The following is a 16,908-nucleotide window of genomic DNA, read 5'->3' as shown; positions in this document are numbered from 1 at the left end:
CTAACCCTGCGCGGTCCACCACCCTTTGAATAGCGACAACGTGTGGCGGCTCCTCAACCTCGTAGATGGAGCTTCACCATGCAAGACATCTACAACCCTGCGTTTTCCAACGCCACACCCACCAACTGCGTGCCGTCCTGATCGACCGCCAAACCTGGTTCGTCGCCCACGACTTCGCCCTTCTGATCAACGCCCGCCGCCCCTACCGCCTACCCAAGCGCATGGACCCAGAATAGAAACACGCCGTCACCCTGGAATACCTCAGCGGCTTTCGCGAGGAACTGGAAGTCATCCGCGAGTCCGGCGCCTACAAAACCCTTTACCGCTTCTGGCACCCCGAACACCGCCACATCGCCACATCGCCAAATGGCTCAGCGACGAAGTCCTCCCCACCCTCCACGACACCCAGCACATCCCCGACACCCATCCCCACCGCGCCTTCATGACCTGGGCCAACCAACGCATCGGCGTCATCAAGTGGCAAGGGGAAATTTGGATCGCACGCCGCGGCCTGCCAAACTTCCTGCCAGGGCAGGAAGTTTGGCCATTGAGGGATGCGCCGAGCTGGCGGTCAATATAGGAAGCTTTGCGAAAATAGAAATGAAAAAAGGCCGGTTCATTGCTGAACCGGCCTTTTCAAATTTGGTCGGGACGGAGTGATTCGAACACTCTACCCCTTGCACCCCATGCAGCGCGCGAGCCCTCTGCAACAGAATGATTAATAAGGAGAAGATGCCATCACTGCCGGTGCAAAAATCACCAATGTGGGCGCTTATACAAACGTAGCCATGCGGGCTGCAGGGGCGGTTTTGCGCAACCGAAACGCCCTCGAAGGATCTGCAGCAGAGCCCCCCCTTCGCTAGCTACGCTTCCGAGCGCTCGACAAGCAATTGCCTTTGGAGCTTTTTCACATCTGCCTCCGCATTCAGGATATGCATACGTCGGTGGCAGTTCGGGCAGAGCGCGACTGTGTTCTCTATGGTGTCCTCACCATCACGAGCGAGCCAAACAATGTGATGTGTCTCCAAGTAGGCAGACCCATCTTTCCTCGCAAATGGAGCGGGCCCTTCACAAAGTTCGCACTTCCCTTTTGCACGGCGCTTTGCATGCTCCGCTACCCAAGGGGACCGCTGGTACTGGGTCGCACGAACGCTACGCTGACCTACCGCCTTTCGGCTGGTCCGGCGTGCCTGGTCAGCTACCTGCTCGTCACTCAGCCGTCGAATCTGCTTTTCTTTGAGCTCTTTCAACTCAACGAGAGCTACCTCAGGTATCTCCGGGACCGCTCCTATCTTTAGCCGCACAGGGAAAATCCACACCAAACGAGAGTTACCCCGAGCGTCAAGCTGGTTCTCAGAGTAGGCGCTGCTAGCCAGCTTGACCTCACCTATGTAGGTGTACAGCTTCGGTGTGAAGACCTCGAATAGGTGCACTGCTACACCATTGGAGGCAGACTCATGGAGCGTCTTATTCTGAGCGAAGCTCAGCGATTGGTCCCCCTCCTGCCCCATGCCCGTGTAGTGCAAGACATCGCTACTCCAGCGATCGTCATAAACAGACTTCACGTGGTTGGAGACAATGACCAGCGTATTGGTCTCCTTTGAACGTCGCATGCCACCTTGGGGGCTGCACCTGAACCAGTCAGTAAGCTGTACGTTGTTAAGCGTGGCACCAGGCTTTGGGGGAGCGAAGCTATCCATACTTCCGGATGATCTCCATGGCTATCGGAATGTCTGCAGGAGCCAGCTCGTAGCTCAGCAGCCCGCGAGGCAGACACCACTCAACGCGGTCATGCACTTGCAGAACGAAATGTGTTGAATTCAGGGTGACCTCGACAGCAATCAACTGGATTGTGCCGCCGGGATAGGTAAAGACGGACTCTGTGAGGATTTCACCAGCCTCGGAGTAGACTCCAAGCTCTTCGTGGATCTCGCGAACAATGCAGCGCTGAGGGGTTTCATCAGCCTCAAACTTGCCGCCCGGAAACTCCCACATTCCAGCAAGTTTTTCACCTGGAGCTCGGCGAGTGAGGAGCACCTTCCCATCTAGGTATACAACTGCAGCTGCAACCCTCTTCATTCTCACCTCGAGCCCTGTTTACCGGAGCATAACAAAGCAACGCCACATAGCGTATCAGCTCGGTTGCAGCCCCCGGCTCCGTTGGCCGGCCTCAACGCAGACAACCATGATGTCAAAATAATGGCCTTTTTTATTTGGCGCAAGTGTGCAAAGATTACCGCGGTTGTTACTTGAATAGAACCGAGGAATGCATGGCTGACTTTAAAAAAGTTGTTGCAATTGCTAACGCTGCAAATGATGTCTTTCTCAAATCGTATGAAAGTTCGTGTGTACTTGTCGGTGTTTCCCAAGGACTGCCGGGGCCCCATGGTTGCTTAATTGATACAGTGACGCTCGAGTGCACACGATCTGGGCAACGGATACTTATATCAGTTGATGATGCAAATAACGAGAGGCTTCATCTCGCTGTGGGGGAAAAGAAATCTGGTGAACTCAGCTTCTTCGAGGAAACCACCATCGACACCCTGAGCGTCCCAGTTATTTTTTCCCTGATGGAAAAAAACTTCGAGACATAAAAGCGGTCAATGTGAAAATAGGCCCTCTCCCGGCAGGAGAGGGCGCTTATCCCAACATCCATCTACACGCAGAATGAATTAAGGAACGGAGAATTCGCAGCCAAGATCTAGCCCACATAAAAATACAGAACTTTAGCAAAAAATAAATTAAAACAAAGCCCCAAGCACTTTCATACCTGCCAAATACTGCAACCAGCCAGAATCAAGCCAAGGAGTTTGCTTGAGCATTAATATTGAAGAGAACATTAGCCCATTAAAATCAAAACTTGAGGCAATCTCGACCACACTGGATATAGTCACAAAATCTTTAAATATAGCTTTCTGCCTATTTTCACTACTTGGCATTATGCTCGCCCTAAATTACCTAAGCACAAACGGCCTAATGTCTGAGGCCGTCAGTGTTTTTTCTTCAATTCCCATGCTAGTTTCAATAGCTGTTTTCTCGCTGCTCGTATCGTGCTCGATGGTAGTCGTATTTATTGTTTTTCCAGCCGCGATCAGCTTTGCGCTAAATGACTCCGAGCTCAATCTTACAAAGAATAGAATTGATAGCAAAACCTTCATACTCGCTTGCCGCGGCACTATATTAGCCCTGCCAATATCAATTATATTGATTTGTTTATCACTTTCCACTCCCTCCTCCGCCACCAGCATTGCAATCATACTATCGGCCTTTATAGCTACCACAATAATTTGCTTTTACTGCCGAGAATTTGATAGTAAGAAGAAAAGATTCTTCGAACGAACTCCTATATTCACTCTCGTATGGAGCATCGTTACCATCGCATATTTTTCTTTAGTTCTAGTTTTTGCGATGTTCTTTCAATTTATTTTACGCACCATAGAAAGCGAACCCATGCAGTGGGCGATATTTTTTTCATCCATAATAATATATTGGTTATTTTGCATGACATTCCTGCTATCCGCAGACGTTAAGAGACTAATTATATTTGGTTTTCTCATTAGCATAATCGTTATAATCGCCGCATTTTCCTCATTTAGCAAAAATTCGTTACTCTTCCTTCAAATTGCAAGTTACAAGACAACAATCTCGGTCGACCCTAGAGTTCTCTCGAACAAGAAATCCACCTCCGAGATAGACATATCAACAGTGAATGTAGACGGAAGAAAAGCAGCTCTACTGCGGAATGTTTGGGTAAAGCTATCACTACCGGAAAAATTAATTATAAGCTCGAGCGAGAAGTCGACCGAAAATATAACCATTCCAACCAGATACATATATGCAGAATATGGTACACAGAACCCAAAATAATCAGATGGGAGGACTTGTCGCCATACCGTGATTTTCTTTGGCAGAGCCGGATGCCGCAGATGCTTTAGGAACAGAGCGCAGAGTTTTAGCCTCGGAGAGCTCCTTGCTAAAGCTCTGTGAAACTGGTGTCAGAGCTTGCTTTCCACCCAGCCCAGCATTATGAATCGCATGAGAGCCACCCCGCGAGCCCTCAAAGCCTTCTAAATCAGGCTTTTCAAAGGTGACAAAACCTCACCGATACAGGCTATTTCTGACAATACGCCTTATGTAGCCACCCTAGACTCTTTACGGGTACTAGCCTCTCGCGCTAGCTTCGGACATGGCTACATGCCATGAATGGATGCGTGTTTAGGAGACTAGGATGGCTCGTCGCCGCAGAACCTCGCTCATCGAGGACCTCATTAAGATTGCTAGCCACTTGCCTTGGTGGGTAAGCCTGCTCATTGCCCTGGGCTGCTGGCTGATCCTCCATCCCATCGCTACTAGCCAGCCGGAAGTGCCAAAAGGCCTTCACCAGATGGGCCAGGCGGTCGCTGGCCAGCTTGGCCGGACCTTGGCTCTGTTTGGTCAGTACCTGCTACCCGCCGCGTTCGTGATCGGTGCTATTGGCTCATTGCTTAGTCGGGCAAAACGCAAAAAGCTTGCTTCAGATGTGGCCAATGCGACCAAGTCTGGAAAGACTGTTGAAGGTATCAGTTGGCGAGAGTTCGAACAGCTAGTTGGCGAGGTGTACCGCCAGAAGGGGTTCACCGTCACTGAAGCGGGTGGCAGTGGTCCGGATGGAGGGGTTGACCTAGTCCTGCATATGGGGACTGATAAGTATTTGGTCCAATGCAAACAGTGGAGGGCCATCAAGGTTGGCGTCACAGTTATTCGTGAGTTTTTCGGAGTGATGGTTGCGCAAGGAGCAGCAGGTGGCTTTGTAGTCACATCAGGTGCCTACACACAAGAGGCCAAAGATTTTGCCCAAGGACGAAATATTCAGTTGGTGGATGGGATACTGCTTAAGCGCTGGATCAGCAGCCGAAAAGACTCTATGCAATCCCTAGTAGCAAAGGCCAGCGAAGCCACTTCATTTGATCAAGAGATCGCTCCTATCTGCCCCATGTGCAGTGCAGCCATGACGAGAAAGACCGCAAAGCGAGGAGTAAGTATTGGGACTGAATTCTGGGGGTGCCCGAGGTTTCCTGCTTGTCGCGGCACACGAAAAATAATTTAAATTTTCCCTTCCCGTTTTTAAAGTGGAGCCAAGTATCTGTCATGAGTATGTTGGAGTGGGTCAAAAAGGACGGCTGCCCTAATTTGGTATTGTTCGTTCATGGTTTGAAGGGCGGGGTTGATACTTGGGAGAATTGTCCTGGAGTAACATTCCCGAGCATGATTGCTTGTGATCCCGCGCTATCTGATCGCTTCGATGTTGCGTGCTTCAGCTACTTTACAACCTTCACTAATACTTATGGCATTTCCAAGTCGCTATTTGCACGATTATTCCGGTCAGTTAATAAGATTAGGAACAACTTGCCGATTAACGAGCTCGGTGGCTTGCTAAAAGCAGAGATGGATGTTCACCTTTCTGATTATAAAGGGGTGTACTTAGTTGCTCACAGCATGGGTGGGCTGGTATCAAAGGCATGCATCCTCAAACAGTTTGAGGAAAATGAAACTTCGCCAGTAAGTTGTTTTATATCACTAGCTGTTCCTCATTCTGGAGCTAAAACGGCTAATTTTGGGTCGATTATTTCATCTAACGTTCAGCTAGGCGACCTAAGCCTAATGAGTAACGCGATTGATCAATTGGGTCGTGCCTGGCTAAGCTTAGGGAAGCCCCCGTATTCAAAATATATATATGCAACTTACGACCTTTTTGTTGATAAGAAAAGTGCTGTTCCAGTTGGTTGCAAGGCAAAGGACTCTCTCCCCGTAGAAGAGGATCACACTAGCGTCTGCAAGCCAAAGGATACTAACCAAACAGTATACAAGGCCGTTGTTCGTTATGTTCTGGAGTGCGAGTCACTTCTAAAGCCCCCATTGCATGTTAAGAAGTTTGTGGATGAAAAACAGTATGACGATCATTGCTTCTTTCTGAAATTGATTGTTGCTGATGTTCATCAGGTTATAACTGGTCACGCCAAGGGATATTTTTTTAATGCCGAAGAAGCCAGGAAGCTTTTTACAAGTGATCGCGATAGGGAAGTTTTAGGTTTTCTGTACGAAAGGATTCAAAGCATATACGATCAGGAGTACCAGTATCATATTGCTCATAGTACAACGGCAGATATGTTTGTTGAGGCAGTCCATCGACGGATCTATGACGAGCGCGACGCTTATTTGAAGTCCGCTCTGGTTGAGTTAACCGACAGCCATAAAAAAGGCATGCTTCATCAATTGGCAGACAAGCTAGATCTCTCAGTGGTGTGGGATCCATCTACCACAATCGAGGCGATTGAAAAAATCAGGGAGGAAAGTAAGTGAAAAAGGTTCTCCCTTTTATTGCCATTGATGAGGAGCTTGAGTTTAACTTAGTGATAACCATGGTCGCTTTGTCTTGGTTGTCCCACGACTCTAAAAGTCGGCCAATTCTTAGCTTTGAGCGACTGCAGTGCTATGTCTATTTGATAAAGAACCCGGCGCGAATTGGGCAGGTTCTTTTTCATGCTGGAAAGAAAGTTTCCGCTTTAGAAACGCGCTATACATATACGATCGAAAGCATGTCAGGTAATGTGGATATTCTTTTTGATCGAGATAAGCTGAGGTCATTACTGACGAAGCTTGCGCGTTTTCGTTTTTTGAGTTGTATCGAGTCAGAAAAAGGGGAATTTCTAGCCTACTCATTAAGCGAGAAAGGGCAGGATTTTATTAAATCTTTCGTTGGCGCCGATGGTTCTGTTAATGGATATGCAGCCTCTTTGGTCGAGTTCGCTGATAGAATTTCATCATTAAACTCTCTGCCTGTCAGTAAGTTGAACTCAATTTTGAACTTGGTGTTCAAGGGGGAATAGCATGAAATCTTTCGTAAGTATAAATTCATTGACTCTTGTTGGGCATCGGAAGAATTACATTATCCCATTCTATCCAGGCGTTAACATAATTTATGGAGATTCAGATACAGGCAAGTCGAGTGTTTTAGAGTTTATCAACTATCTGCTTGGGAGTAGCGGAATAGAGTTGGCAGACGAGGTTCTGAGCTCGGTAAGTTACGCCGCACTAGAGCTGGAATTGAACGGTGTGCAGTATACGGTAAAGAGAAATATTTTTGACCCAAAGGATTATATTGAAGTTTATCCGTGCATTTTTAGTAAGTGCACAGACTTTTTCCCTAAGAAATACTCCCCAAATTTTAAAGATGTATCTGCCCCAGATGGATTCTTCTCTGACTTTCTAATGGATAGTCTGGGCTTTCCTAAGATCAAGATTAAGGTTTCACCTTCAAAGATTGATTCAGAGGTTAGAAGATTGGGGTTCCGGGGGTTGTTTGAGTACTCCTATATTAATCAGGATGATGTGGGCAGTAAGAATTTTTTGAATGCCAAGGACTGGGCTCGAGCCACCCAAAGCAGAGAGATATTTAAATATATATTTAATGTCTTGGACTCCGCAATTGCGGAGCATGCAGCTTTGGCTGCCTCTTTGAAGAAAGAGCAAGCAGATCTTTTAGATAAGTACAAGGCCGTATCTGAGTTTTTACGCGAAACAAATCATAATAGTCGCGAGTCGTTAGACTCTTCAATTGAGGATATTGATAAAACCATCTCTGCGTTTAAGGTGGAGCTATCTCAAATGAATTCTAACATGCTTGCGGACTCCGAGAGATATCAACAAATAAAGGCCGTCTTTAATCAACTCTCCCTTAACGAGAAGAGAGTTGCTCTGGAGTTATCGCGCACGCATGATCAAATTGAGCGATATACACGACTGAAAAATGATTATGAAAATGATATTGCTAAGATTAAAAGCGCAATTCTAGCAAAGTCAAAGATTGGTGAGCTGGCCGTCGTTGATAGTCCTTGCCCGGTTTGCGAAAACCCTATTAAGTCTGATGGCTCGTCACTTAGGTTTGGCGCGGCAGATTTGTCCTCTCTTGAGGTAGAGTTATCATCACTGGAACGACGCCGGTTAAGTGTTCATAAGCTTACACATGAGTTGATAGCCAAGTCCAGGTCTCTTCAAGTGGACCATGTAGAGTTTTCGCAGGATCTTGAGGAGGCGCGAAAACTGCTAGATACGGAAGCACAGGAAATGGTTACCCCCTATCTTACGCAGAGAGACTCATTGGTTCGAGAGATCTCTGCGAGAGAGCAGGAGCGAGTTTCCTTAGCGAGCGATCTTAAGATTCGGAATCAGCAAGAAATCATTCATAAACGAGCAGAGTCGCTGGGCAAATCTCTTGCGGAGGTCCTAGATAAGATTGATGCTTTAAAAGAAAAAGCCCCCAGTGTTTCCGAGGTGTTAAGTGTTCTGAGTGACTATTTTAACTCCTATCTCGGAAAGGTTAACATTAAGAGAAGGACTGAAATAGGGATTAATGAGAAGACGTTCTTGCCAGTAGTTCGGGGGCGTGATTATTCTAGTATAACCTCTGGTGGACTTAGGACCGTTTCCTCTATAGGTTACATGCTTTCTATATTGGAGAGCTCAATTGATTTTGATATTAATCATCCGCGCCTTTTGATGATAGATACTGTAGGGAAATATTTAGGCAAGACTACGAAGGCTGAGTATATTGCAGAGACAAACTTGGAAGAAGATGCTCGGGAGGGAATTTCTGACCCGGAAAAATATCAAAATATCTATGAGGCTTTTTTGGCTGTGGCAAATCGAGCCGAAAAGGAAGAAGCTCCATGTCAAATTATTCTTGTAGATAACGATGTTCCTGAGTCATTCATTAAAATGTATAAGCCTTACATTGTTGCTCATTACAGCACCACAGGAGAGAATGGATTGCCCTTGGGGTTGATTGATGATATCGAGACTAGCAATCAGTTGTGATTTTTATGCCTGGTCGGTAATTATTGACATATAGTTTCCGACCAGGCATAAGATTTTTTTGTAAGGGCCGGCGGTGAATACGTCACCAGGTTTTTTCTCGAAGCCCATTGATGCACTCATTTACATCATCATCAATCACGTTCCCTGGCTTGATGCATTCCTTCATGGTTCTCCGCACGCCTCTGTTGGGCTCCCTTTCGCGTTGAGCCTGCATCTTAAGGTTCCTTCTGGCTCCTTCCGCCAGAGGCCCTTTTCCGTCGGCAAGGCCTTGCATGATGCTTTTCTCGAGGTATCGCGCAGGCACTTCGATGATAGGTTTCATCGTTTCGGCTGCTTCGGCGAGGGCGGTTTTCTCTTCGGCAGATGCAAAGGCGGTACAGCCACATATGGCAAGAATGAGCAGCGCTTTCTTCATCTGAGTTACATCCGTGTAGTCCGAGATGGGCATTATCTCGGGATGTGTATAGTCAGCTAGACCTTAAGCTGATCGTGCCTAGCGTCAATAAGAAAGATCTGGAACAGTGAGCGGCGCCTAGTCCGTGGTCATGCTCATCACCTTATCTATCTCTATGCAGGCTGATCCCTGCTGCCTATGCCTCATATCTCCCTGGCGGATTTCTCTCGGGCAAACCAACGCCTAGCGACCGTCTGAGTTATCTCTATCCCGCGTCTTGTCCGGCCAAGTTTCGATCAGCTTCATCGTACTCAGGGCTAATTTCCCCATTGGCTGGGTCAACCCTGCCCGTGCGCAACCATAGAGAGTACTGAGGGTAGTGCTCTGCAATGAGATCGAGCTCATTGGTACGGAGGTTTGCCCTCTTGTCGTACCGGATGGTTTTGCACCGTTCTTCCTTTATGCCCGTGGTTAGGCCGACCTCACGATGGCCTAGCTTAGACATAAATATGCGAACTCTTTCCTGTGTTGATTCCATATTGGTCTAAAAAAAGCACTGTTGAATTATTCCACCCTTCGTGGGGAGTGGTAATATTCCACACATCTTGTGGAAATATTCCACCTGCTCGATATGTGCAGGTAGCCGCGATTATAGGGGGTTCGCATGGAAGAGTCTGGAATAGTGGGGTTCACCGTCACAGGTGCGATGGAAAAGGTCACGGACTTCCGTACCGCTCCGTTCTGCTCCCAGGCGGTATTCGCTCAGATGCTGGGCCTGGAAGACATCACGGAAGACGTGGTGCGCGGTTGGGTCGAAACCAAGACCGTGCCGACCGCCAAGATTGGCCGCCGTCGCGTCATCAACCTCCACAAAATCCGCCGCGACCTCGACCGGGGTAAGTCGATCTTCTGCCAAGGGGATTACGACGATGAGTAATCGCTATCTGGTTGAGATGTGCACTCTCCATGGCCCGACCCGCCAGCGCCGCTGGCACTGTGTTCATCAAGGTGTGTCCCGCGTGGAATGCCAGCAGTGGATCGATGAAGCTGTCTCCTGCTTCCCCTCCGATGCCGAAGCTCCTCGTTCCTGGAGCCTGACCCGTGAACGCGCCTTGCAGGCGTATCGAGTACGCGGGGTGAGGGCATGAACCATGAATCCTCTCAGGGCGTACCTGGGCAATCCGCATGCATCGGACTGCGACTGCTCTGTCTGTTGGTCCCGTCGCGAACTGGCAAAGCCCGCAGCCTCCCGGTCCACACCCTGCACCGAATGCCGCCCTACGCGAGTCTTCACGGTCGTTACCACGATGGCCAAGGTCGCTGGAGTGTGGCGCTCGATCTCCTCGACCTACCGGGTGGAACGGGGTTTTACCTGCGCGAAACACATGCCCGCGCTCCGTCCCCCGAAGTACTGGCACGTTATCTACGACAGCGGCAGGCCCACACCCTTCGTTCCTGTGCGCGAACCATTCGAGCTGGAGGGCTGAGCCGTGGTCTCTAACCCGATCCCACACCTGACCTTCTGGCTCCTCCTGCTGGCCATTGGCGCAGTGGTTGGCCGCCACCATGCTCGCCACACCATCCCCACTTGGGCCAATCAGGTCCAGGGCCGCCGCACCGGCTTGTCCGAACGCGCTTTCCCGTTCGGACAAACGGAGCGCCGGGCGAAGCGCACCCTTGACCGTCCCCCTCCCTGAATAGCCTCCGCTCGGGAGTGAGGGGCAGCACCACCGCCCCGCGCTCCTGAGCCCTCGGCGGCGAGAGCGGGATGACAAGGGCAGAGCCCTTTGTGTTGACCCCACTCACCGCCAGCACCACCGCAAAACCCAGGCACCACCACACCCGCTGAATTAACGGCAAACAAGCCGAATTGCAGCAGCGGGCCAACTCATGCCCGAAAAAGGCAAAGGAGCTACAGATGAACATGTTTGCAACCACTGGCGGCGTAGTCGAACTCTGGGTCACCAAGACCGATACCTACACCTCTACGAAGAGCGGCGAGATCTTCGCCAGCGTCCAGGCCATTTCCCCGATTCCGGAAACCGCTCGCGGCAACGCCAAGGGCTTCGAGATCAGCGAGTACAACGTCGAACCGACCCTGCTGGATTCCATCGTCTTCGAAGGCGCCCCGGTGCTGTGTAAGTTCGCCAGCGTCGTCCGCCCCACCCAGGACCGTTTCGGCCGCACCACGAATACCCAGGTGCTGACCGAACTGCTGGCCGTGGGCAAAGAAGCCAGCGCGCCGACGCCGGCCGCTCGCCCGGCGCAACCCCAGGCACAAGCCCAGCGCCCGACTCAGCCCACCACTGAGAAACCCACCGACAGCAGCAAGTCCTGACGGCGAGGGTAGGTAGATGAAAGCGCCGCTCCGTTTCGCCTTCGGCTGGGTTCTGTACGTGGCAATTCTCTGCGCCGTATCGCCTGCCGTGCGTGCGGTACGCGAGTTCCTCGAACCCTACCCGCTGGATTCCGTGATCGCGGTGGTCGCGGCTGCGTTCGCCTTCTTCGCCCTGTGGTGGTTCGTCCTGCGCTCCTTCTGGAGCTGGTGCGACCGCCCACGCAAGGAGGCTCGCTGACATGTCAGGCGTGGTTGCCGTTCAGGTCTGCACCAGCTGGGCGTCCACGGCGGACGGCCTGATGCGCTGCCAGCAGATCGAATGGCAACAGGTCTATCTGATTCCGCCCGAGGCCGCTGGAGCCGTGGAGCTTCTGGTCAACGGCGGGTTCTCCCTGGAGGCCTTCAGCATCGGTGCTGCGGGCGTTCTCGGAGCCTTCGTGACGGGGCTTTTAACTGGCTGGGTCGCGTCACTTCTTCGTAAAGCCAAGTAGAGAGGAAACACCCATGAAAGCACTGCAAAAACTCAACCCGGTAACCGCACTTCGCAACCTGTGCATCGCCGGCACCGTCACTGCCGTGACGTCGGTTCCGGCCTTCGCCGCCAGCGTCATCGACACCACCGCTGTCGAACAGGCCATCACCGACGGCAAGGGCGACATGTCCAACATCGGCGGCTACATCGTCGGTGCGCTGGTCATCCTGGCGGTCGCCGGCTTGATCTACAGCATGTTGCGCAAGGCGTAAGTGCTCTGGTCGGTGTGGTTGGGGGCCTTCTTCGCCGGGGCCTTCATCACGGGCTACCGATGCGGCGAATTCTTCTAATCCCACTCATGTGGCCGAACCTGGACCCCGCTTCGGCGGGGTTCTTTTTATCTGGAGGAACCATGCGGCTGCATCTTCGACTCGCCATCGCCGCCCTGGTCTTTCTGCTCAGTAGCGGCGCTCACGCACTGACGCCGTACCACTGGATTTTCAGCGACCGGAGTGGCCCCAACTTCGACTCTCCGGCGTCCGCCTGCTCCGACACCTTGTCGTACCTGCAGCGGATCAATCAGGGCGCAACGGTCAGTTACTCCGGCTATGTCATGGTGGGTGCAGACAAAGCCTCCTGTAACTTCTCGGTGGCCTGGCCCAGCACAACAGTCGCTGCCTCGCAGGGTTTGACCCGCGTCGGTGATGGCTGCGCTCAGGGCAGTGAGTACAACCCGGCTACCGCTGCCTGCGAGATCCAGCGCCCGAGCGACGCCGAGTGCAAGACCCGCGACAAGTACACCAAGGCCGTGCAGTTCGTCTTTACCGATGGCGGCGCAGTGCTCGACCTCGATCCGGAAATCAAAGACGGCTGCGTGTATGAGCCGGGCTCGCCCGAGAACTGCAACGACAACGTCTGCACCGTCGATATGAACCCGGTCGGCAACGACGACATGTCGGATAACCCGGACAACCCCGATCAGCAGTTGCAGGACTACCTCGACCAGCTCGCCAAGCAGTTCAAGTGCGAGAAGACCGCCAATGGCACGGTCGGCTGCACCGGCGAGCAAACCACTCCCCCCGATATCGACCCCGACGACAAATGCCCGGACGGCTATTCGTGGTCGGGCACCGCCTGCTTCCCCACCACGGGCGGCGGTAACGAAAACCCCGACAACCCCGGCGGCAATACCGGTGGCGGCGATGGCGAAAGCAATGGCGGCGACGGCGGCACTGATCCGGGCACGGGGAACGGTGACGGCGGTGGCTCCACGGGCGGCGGTACGGGCGGCGGGGATAGCGGCACCAACGGCGGCGACGGCCCCAAAGAATCCCTGGTACAGCCCAAGCAAGGCAGCTGGGACGAAGCCCTGGAGACATGGTCCGGCAAGGTCGAGGACGCCAAAAAGGAGTTCTCCGAGAAGATCAAAGAGAACGCCGACCAGCTCAAGGGCGTGTTCGATCTGAACCTCGGCGAGGGCGGCGGGAAGCTCCCCTGCGACACCTTCGTGGTCTGGAAAAAGACCGTCAGCCTCTGCTTCACCGAGTACGAGGAAAAGCTCTCCTACCTGCGCTACGCGCTGATGTTCATGGCATCGGTGTTGGCCGCCTTCGTCATCTTGAAGGAGTGACCATCATGGAATGGCTATCCAGCTTCTTTGACCAGATCGTCCTGTTCCTCCAGTGGATCTGGGACTTCCTCACCCAGGGCATCTACGACTTCATCAAGGACGGCTTCGTGGTCGCCACCCAGTGGGCCATGTACAGCGCGCTCCAGTCGTTCCTGTTCCTGCTCGATGTCAGCTACACCGTGGCGCGCGAGCTGATCGACAGCCTCGGCGTCTCCAACATGGTCCGCTCGATGTACGCCACGCTCCCTGGTCCGCTGGCGGCAGCGCTGCAATTCCTCGGCGTACCGCAGGCGCTCAACATCATGTTCTCCGCCCTGGCCACGCGCTTCTGCATGCGCTTCGTGCCGTTCATAGGGAGGTGAGTGAGTCATGTCCATCAAGATTCACCACGGCCCGAACGGCTCCTACAAAACCTCCGGCGCGATTCAGGACGATGCCGTCCCCGCGCTCAAGGACGGCCGCGTCATCATCACCAACGTCCGGGGCTTCACCCTGGAGCGCGCTTACACGGTGTTCCCCGATCTGCCCAACACGGCACAGATCATCAACCTCGATCTGGAGTCGCTGGCCGATCTGGAAAAGATGCGCACGTGGTTTCAGTGGGCACCGCGGGGCGCGTTCCTGATCTTCGACGAAACCCAGCTGCTGTTCCCCAAGTCCTGGCGCGAACGCGATCTGGAGAAATTCGACTTCCCCGGTGGTCCCGAGGCAGCACACGAAGCGGATCGGCCCATGGGCTGGCTGGATGCCTGGACCCGGCATCGCCACTTCAACTGGGACATCGTCCTGACCACGCCCAACATCAGCTACATCCGTGACGACATCCGCATGACCTGCGAGATGGCCTACAAGCATTCCAACCTCGCGGTCATCGGCATCCCTGGTCGCTACAAGGAGGCCCAGCATGACGCCCAGCTCAACCGACCACCCGCTGACGGCACCATCGTCGAATACAAGCGAATCAAAAAGCAGACCTTCCGGCTCTATCAGTCCACCGCCACCGGAAAGACCCAGGACACCAAAGCCGGCAAGAGTCTGTTCCGGTCGCCTAAGTTGGTTCTTCTACTGGCACTGCTGGCCGGCACTATTGGCTTTGTCAGCTATATGGGACCTCTCAAGGTCGTCGGTGGCGGGGCTCAGCCGAAGCCTGATCCTGCCCATCCTCCGCAAGTCAGCGAGCCTCATCCTCAAGGGCCTGCTGTACCTGCTCAAGCGCCTGCTGCTGCGAATCGCGCTCTTTATGCTGGTGCTGTTCTTGGCCAATCAGGTGTTCCGACTCTTCCACTAGCTGAGCATCCCTTCGCGGGCCGGCAGATCGCCGTGGCGGCCCGTGTGAAAGGGCTGGTGAAGGGCATGCAGCGCGAGATGTACATGTTCGTCATCACCGATGCCGAAGGGCGACGGCTGATGCTCAATTCGTGGCAGATGGGCGAGTCCGGCTACGGCGTAAAGGCCCGCTCCGAATGCGTGGCCGAACTTACATACGGCGAGTACCACGAAACCATCGTCTGCGCCGGAGCCTTCCCGAAGCCGGCAGCCGCTGCACCGCCCACCATCGCCGCCGCCCCAGCAGCGCCTACAACGCCCGCTCAGACGACGCTGACCATCGTCCCCGATTCCGAATACCCAGCACGCCCCTGGAGGACCCAATGACCCTGCACGGCCTGATCAACGCCCTTGGGCTGCTCGCGCTCGCGTATGCGCTCGGTTTCCTCACCGCCCTGCAGGTGATGCAGCCGGTGGCGGCGTTTCCGTTTTGAGTCGGCGAGCCGCGCCGCCGGCCGGGAGCGCCAGGCACGAGCGGTAGGCCGAAGGCGCGGCCGACGACCCTGTAACACGTCGGATAGCTAACGAGTAAGCACCTCAATAAACCTCATTGAAGGTACGAAAGAATGAAAAAGGCAGTTCACCCCCTCCGCTTGATCCTCAAGGAGACCGGGGATTTTTATGAGTCGTCCGAAGGACGGATTTTCATGGACCCGAGCAACGGCAGATTCGCCGACCTGTCGGGTGTGCGCCTGCTGCGCTGTGGCGTCGATACGGTCCGACAGCTGTACAACGGCATGATCCGCCCGGAAGTCATGGCGCTGTTCGATGAGCCGGAGGATCTCGTCAACTTCGCCGGCTACAAGTGGGCCAAGGGCCGCATCGGTCGGGACTCGGGCTACCAGTACCGGCTGCAGAACGCGGATCTCGGCCTGATCCTCCTGATCAAGAACCACAACGTGAAGCTCGAAAACATCGGTCCGCACCTCAAGATTGAAGTATCGCCGCACGCCCTGGATGGCGCCGATCCGAAGATCCTGCAGGGCGTAATGGATGACTTGGCTGCTGGCGTGCTCTCAGCCTGTGAGGTGAACCAGTGCGCCGTCCATATCGCCCTGGACGTGCAGGGCTGGACTCCGCCTGCGGACTTCGTGGATCGCATGCACTGCCGCTCCCGGCGTGTCCGCCAGATCAGCGGCATCGACCGCATCGAGTACGACGGCAACGCCTCGGTCTATGGGCGTGGTGAAACCTTCATGTTCGGCTCGGCCAACGGCCTGCAGATGTGCCTGTACAACAAAACGCTGCAGGCGAGAGCGACCGACAAACTCGACTATTGGGAATCGGTGTGGGCCTCTCTGAATGGCGATCCCTTCGGTGATGGCGAGCCTGCCTTCAACCCGCTGGAAACCGTGTGGCGCATCGAGTTCCGCTATCACCACTCCATCGTCCAGCAGTTCTCCGAAGGCTCCACCATGTCCTCTGGCGAGGTGATCGGCTGCCGCACCTACGAGGGCCTTTGCCCGCACCTGCAAGGCCTCTGGCAGTACGCCTGCGACAACTACAAGCTGATTTCCCGGGAAGGGATCTTCGACGCCTTCTGGTCGCTGATCAGCCTCGACACCCAGGTCCAGGTGGAAGCCGATCCGCTCATCGAACGCACCGAGTACCGCCGCTACTACAAGACCGCTCAGGGCTTCTCCGGCAAAAACTGCGAGATGTTCCTGGGCCAGTTCGCCAGCCTGATCGCACGGGAGCGCATCCCGCCAAAAAAAGCGCTTGAGGTCGGGAGAACGCTCCCCTTCTGGCATGTGATCGAAGACCACTACACCGCCAAGGGCTACAGCACTCGCGACCTCGAAAAGCACGTTATCGGGTTGATCAACGATCGCTACATCAGGCGCGGCTACGCCATTTGATGGGATCAGCGAATCAAGTAGCGGCGACGGAGTAAT

20 protein-coding genes are annotated in these 16,908 nt (G+C 53.5%); 15 read left to right on the top strand and 5 right to left on the bottom strand.

The window, feature by feature from the left end; genetic code table 11:
* Positions 1 to 863: 863 nt before the first annotated feature.
* Together ACKI1H_RS14640 and ACKI1H_RS14635 are read right to left on the bottom strand one after the other, a co-directional pair.
* The gene (locus tag ACKI1H_RS14640; RefSeq protein ID WP_440468864.1) at positions 864 to 1,511 is read right to left on the bottom strand and encodes an HNH endonuclease; all 648 of its coding nucleotides are present in this window, start codon (positions 1,509 to 1,511) and stop codon (positions 864 to 866) included.
* A gap of 181 nt (positions 1,512 to 1,692) precedes the next feature.
* Positions 1,693 to 2,079 carry a (deoxy)nucleoside triphosphate pyrophosphohydrolase gene (locus ACKI1H_RS14635; protein WP_440468707.1) on the bottom strand — a complete coding sequence of 129 codons (387 nt, stop codon included), beginning with the start codon at positions 2,077 to 2,079 and terminating at the stop codon, positions 1,693 to 1,695.
* 191 nt (positions 2,080 to 2,270) lie between these two features.
* Here ACKI1H_RS14635 and ACKI1H_RS14630 point away from each other — a divergent pair, with 191 nt between their 5' ends.
* Positions 2,271 to 2,594, top strand: a complete 324-nt coding sequence (locus tag ACKI1H_RS14630; RefSeq protein WP_440468706.1) for a hypothetical protein — start codon at positions 2,271 to 2,273, stop codon at positions 2,592 to 2,594.
* A gap of 147 nt (positions 2,595 to 2,741) precedes the next feature.
* Here ACKI1H_RS14630 and ACKI1H_RS14625 read toward each other — a convergent pair whose 3' ends face one another.
* Both ACKI1H_RS14625 and ACKI1H_RS14620 read right to left on the bottom strand, forming a co-directional pair.
* A complete protein-coding gene (locus tag ACKI1H_RS14625) occupies positions 2,742 to 2,939 on the bottom strand; it encodes a hypothetical protein (RefSeq protein WP_440468705.1) in 198 nt (65 codons plus the stop codon).
* Positions 2,940 to 2,954: 15 nt separating this feature from the next.
* Entirely contained in the window at positions 2,955 to 3,257 is a 303-nt protein-coding gene (locus tag ACKI1H_RS14620; protein ID WP_440468704.1) for a hypothetical protein, read from the bottom strand.
* 971 nt (positions 3,258 to 4,228) lie between these two features.
* On the opposite strand from ACKI1H_RS14620, the gene ACKI1H_RS14615 reads away from it, so the two are divergent.
* The 4 genes from ACKI1H_RS14615 to ACKI1H_RS14600 are packed head-to-tail and all read left to right on the top strand — an operon-like array spanning position 4,229 to position 8,853.
* Positions 4,229 to 5,086 carry a restriction endonuclease gene (locus tag ACKI1H_RS14615; RefSeq protein ID WP_440468703.1) on the top strand — a complete coding sequence of 286 codons (858 nt, stop codon included), beginning with the start codon at positions 4,229 to 4,231 and terminating at the stop codon, positions 5,084 to 5,086.
* Between the two features lie 41 nt (positions 5,087 to 5,127).
* Positions 5,128 to 6,339, top strand: coding sequence for an ABC-three component system protein (locus ACKI1H_RS14610; RefSeq protein WP_440468702.1), 1,212 nt, complete (start codon positions 5,128 to 5,130; stop codon positions 6,337 to 6,339).
* A complete protein-coding gene (locus tag ACKI1H_RS14605; protein WP_440468701.1) occupies positions 6,336 to 6,866 on the top strand; it encodes an ABC-three component system middle component 4 in 531 nt (176 codons plus the stop codon). The genes ACKI1H_RS14610 and ACKI1H_RS14605 overlap by 4 nt, the downstream gene beginning before the upstream one ends.
* A gap of 1 nt (position 6,867) precedes the next feature.
* Positions 6,868 to 8,853 carry an exonuclease SbcC gene (locus ACKI1H_RS14600; RefSeq protein WP_440468700.1) on the top strand — a complete coding sequence of 662 codons (1,986 nt, stop codon included), beginning with the start codon at positions 6,868 to 6,870 and terminating at the stop codon, positions 8,851 to 8,853.
* An 82-nt stretch (positions 8,854 to 8,935) separates the two neighbouring features.
* Here ACKI1H_RS14600 and ACKI1H_RS14595 read toward each other — a convergent pair whose 3' ends face one another.
* Positions 8,936 to 9,268: a hypothetical protein gene (locus tag ACKI1H_RS14595; RefSeq protein ID WP_440468699.1), complete on the bottom strand. Its 333-nt coding sequence runs from the start codon at positions 9,266 to 9,268 to the stop codon at positions 8,936 to 8,938.
* 643 nt (positions 9,269 to 9,911) lie between these two features.
* Here ACKI1H_RS14595 and ACKI1H_RS14590 point away from each other — a divergent pair.
* The 10 genes from ACKI1H_RS14590 to ACKI1H_RS14545 all read left to right on the top strand — a co-directional run bounded on the left by ACKI1H_RS14590 (position 9,912) and on the right by ACKI1H_RS14545 (position 16,872).
* Complete coding sequence (locus ACKI1H_RS14590; protein WP_045217776.1) at positions 9,912 to 10,184, top strand: hypothetical protein; 273 nt, start codon at positions 9,912 to 9,914, stop codon at positions 10,182 to 10,184.
* Between the two features lie 214 nt (positions 10,185 to 10,398).
* Positions 10,399 to 10,734 carry a lysogeny maintenance protein PflM gene (pflM, locus tag ACKI1H_RS14585; RefSeq protein WP_440468698.1) on the top strand — a complete coding sequence of 112 codons (336 nt, stop codon included), beginning with the start codon at positions 10,399 to 10,401 and terminating at the stop codon, positions 10,732 to 10,734.
* A gap of 431 nt (positions 10,735 to 11,165) precedes the next feature.
* Positions 11,166 to 11,585 (top strand): DNA-binding protein, encoded by a 420-nt coding sequence (locus tag ACKI1H_RS14580; protein ID WP_440468697.1) that lies wholly within the window; start codon positions 11,166 to 11,168, stop codon positions 11,583 to 11,585.
* A gap of 16 nt (positions 11,586 to 11,601) precedes the next feature.
* Positions 11,602 to 11,823, top strand: a complete 222-nt coding sequence (locus tag ACKI1H_RS14575) for a hypothetical protein (protein WP_151188330.1) — start codon at positions 11,602 to 11,604, stop codon at positions 11,821 to 11,823.
* Between the two features lies 1 nt (position 11,824).
* Positions 11,825 to 12,076, top strand: a complete 252-nt coding sequence (locus ACKI1H_RS14570) for a hypothetical protein (protein WP_440468696.1) — start codon at positions 11,825 to 11,827, stop codon at positions 12,074 to 12,076.
* 13 nt (positions 12,077 to 12,089) lie between these two features.
* Positions 12,090 to 12,329 (top strand): major capsid protein, encoded by a 240-nt coding sequence (locus ACKI1H_RS14565; RefSeq protein ID WP_440468695.1) that lies wholly within the window; start codon positions 12,090 to 12,092, stop codon positions 12,327 to 12,329.
* Between the two features lie 140 nt (positions 12,330 to 12,469).
* Positions 12,470 to 13,687, top strand: coding sequence for a hypothetical protein (locus ACKI1H_RS14560; RefSeq protein WP_440468694.1), 1,218 nt, complete (start codon positions 12,470 to 12,472; stop codon positions 13,685 to 13,687).
* Positions 13,688 to 13,692: 5 nt separating this feature from the next.
* Positions 13,693 to 14,049 carry a DUF2523 family protein gene (locus ACKI1H_RS14555; RefSeq protein WP_081520099.1) on the top strand — a complete coding sequence of 119 codons (357 nt, stop codon included), beginning with the start codon at positions 13,693 to 13,695 and terminating at the stop codon, positions 14,047 to 14,049.
* A 7-nt stretch (positions 14,050 to 14,056) separates the two neighbouring features.
* A complete protein-coding gene (locus ACKI1H_RS14550; RefSeq protein ID WP_280055612.1) occupies positions 14,057 to 15,340 on the top strand; it encodes a zonular occludens toxin domain-containing protein in 1,284 nt (427 codons plus the stop codon).
* Between the two features lie 239 nt (positions 15,341 to 15,579).
* Positions 15,580 to 16,872, top strand: coding sequence for a hypothetical protein (locus ACKI1H_RS14545; protein ID WP_440468693.1), 1,293 nt, complete (start codon positions 15,580 to 15,582; stop codon positions 16,870 to 16,872).
* The last annotated feature ends 36 nt before the right edge of the window (positions 16,873 to 16,908 follow it).

It is taken from the genome of Pseudomonas sp. YH-1, assembly GCF_051990045.1.
Classification (GTDB): Bacteria; Pseudomonadota; Gammaproteobacteria; order Pseudomonadales; family Pseudomonadaceae; genus Pseudomonas; species Pseudomonas nicosulfuronedens.
The sequence above is the reverse complement of the archived record's forward strand: the minus strand, read 5'-3'. Positions and strand labels throughout refer to the sequence as shown.

Bases quoted from the DNA above. Each gene is read 5' to 3' on its own strand.
- ACKI1H_RS14640 (WP_440468864.1), bottom strand. From the start codon at position 1,511: ATGGGGCAGGAGGGGGACCAATCGCTGAGCTTCGCTCAGAATAAGACG.
- ACKI1H_RS14635 (WP_440468707.1), bottom strand. From the start codon at position 2,079: ATGAAGAGGGTTGCAGCTGCAGTTGTATACCTAGATGGGAAGGTGCTC.
- ACKI1H_RS14630 (WP_440468706.1), top strand. From the start codon at position 2,271: ATGGCTGACTTTAAAAAAGTTGTTGCAATTGCTAACGCTGCAAATGAT.
- ACKI1H_RS14625 (WP_440468705.1), bottom strand. From the start codon at position 2,939: ATGCCAAGTAGTGAAAATAGGCAGAAAGCTATATTTAAAGATTTTGTG.
- ACKI1H_RS14620 (WP_440468704.1), bottom strand. From the start codon at position 3,257: ATGATTGCAATGCTGGTGGCGGAGGAGGGAGTGGAAAGTGATAAACAA.
- ACKI1H_RS14615 (WP_440468703.1), top strand. From the start codon at position 4,229: ATGGCTCGTCGCCGCAGAACCTCGCTCATCGAGGACCTCATTAAGATT.
- ACKI1H_RS14610 (WP_440468702.1), top strand. From the start codon at position 5,128: ATGAGTATGTTGGAGTGGGTCAAAAAGGACGGCTGCCCTAATTTGGTA.
- ACKI1H_RS14600 (WP_440468700.1), top strand. From the start codon at position 6,868: ATGAAATCTTTCGTAAGTATAAATTCATTGACTCTTGTTGGGCATCGG.
- ACKI1H_RS14595 (WP_440468699.1), bottom strand. From the start codon at position 9,268: ATGAAGAAAGCGCTGCTCATTCTTGCCATATGTGGCTGTACCGCCTTT.
- ACKI1H_RS14590 (WP_045217776.1), top strand. From the start codon at position 9,912: ATGGAAGAGTCTGGAATAGTGGGGTTCACCGTCACAGGTGCGATGGAA.
- pflM (WP_440468698.1), top strand. From the start codon at position 10,399: ATGAATCCTCTCAGGGCGTACCTGGGCAATCCGCATGCATCGGACTGC.
- ACKI1H_RS14580 (WP_440468697.1), top strand. From the start codon at position 11,166: ATGAACATGTTTGCAACCACTGGCGGCGTAGTCGAACTCTGGGTCACC.
- ACKI1H_RS14575 (WP_151188330.1), top strand. From the start codon at position 11,602: ATGAAAGCGCCGCTCCGTTTCGCCTTCGGCTGGGTTCTGTACGTGGCA.
- ACKI1H_RS14570 (WP_440468696.1), top strand. From the start codon at position 11,825: ATGTCAGGCGTGGTTGCCGTTCAGGTCTGCACCAGCTGGGCGTCCACG.
- ACKI1H_RS14565 (WP_440468695.1), top strand. From the start codon at position 12,090: ATGAAAGCACTGCAAAAACTCAACCCGGTAACCGCACTTCGCAACCTG.
- ACKI1H_RS14560 (WP_440468694.1), top strand. From the start codon at position 12,470: ATGCGGCTGCATCTTCGACTCGCCATCGCCGCCCTGGTCTTTCTGCTC.
- ACKI1H_RS14555 (WP_081520099.1), top strand. From the start codon at position 13,693: ATGGAATGGCTATCCAGCTTCTTTGACCAGATCGTCCTGTTCCTCCAG.
- ACKI1H_RS14550 (WP_280055612.1), top strand. From the start codon at position 14,057: ATGTCCATCAAGATTCACCACGGCCCGAACGGCTCCTACAAAACCTCC.
- ACKI1H_RS14545 (WP_440468693.1), top strand. From the start codon at position 15,580: ATGAAAAAGGCAGTTCACCCCCTCCGCTTGATCCTCAAGGAGACCGGG.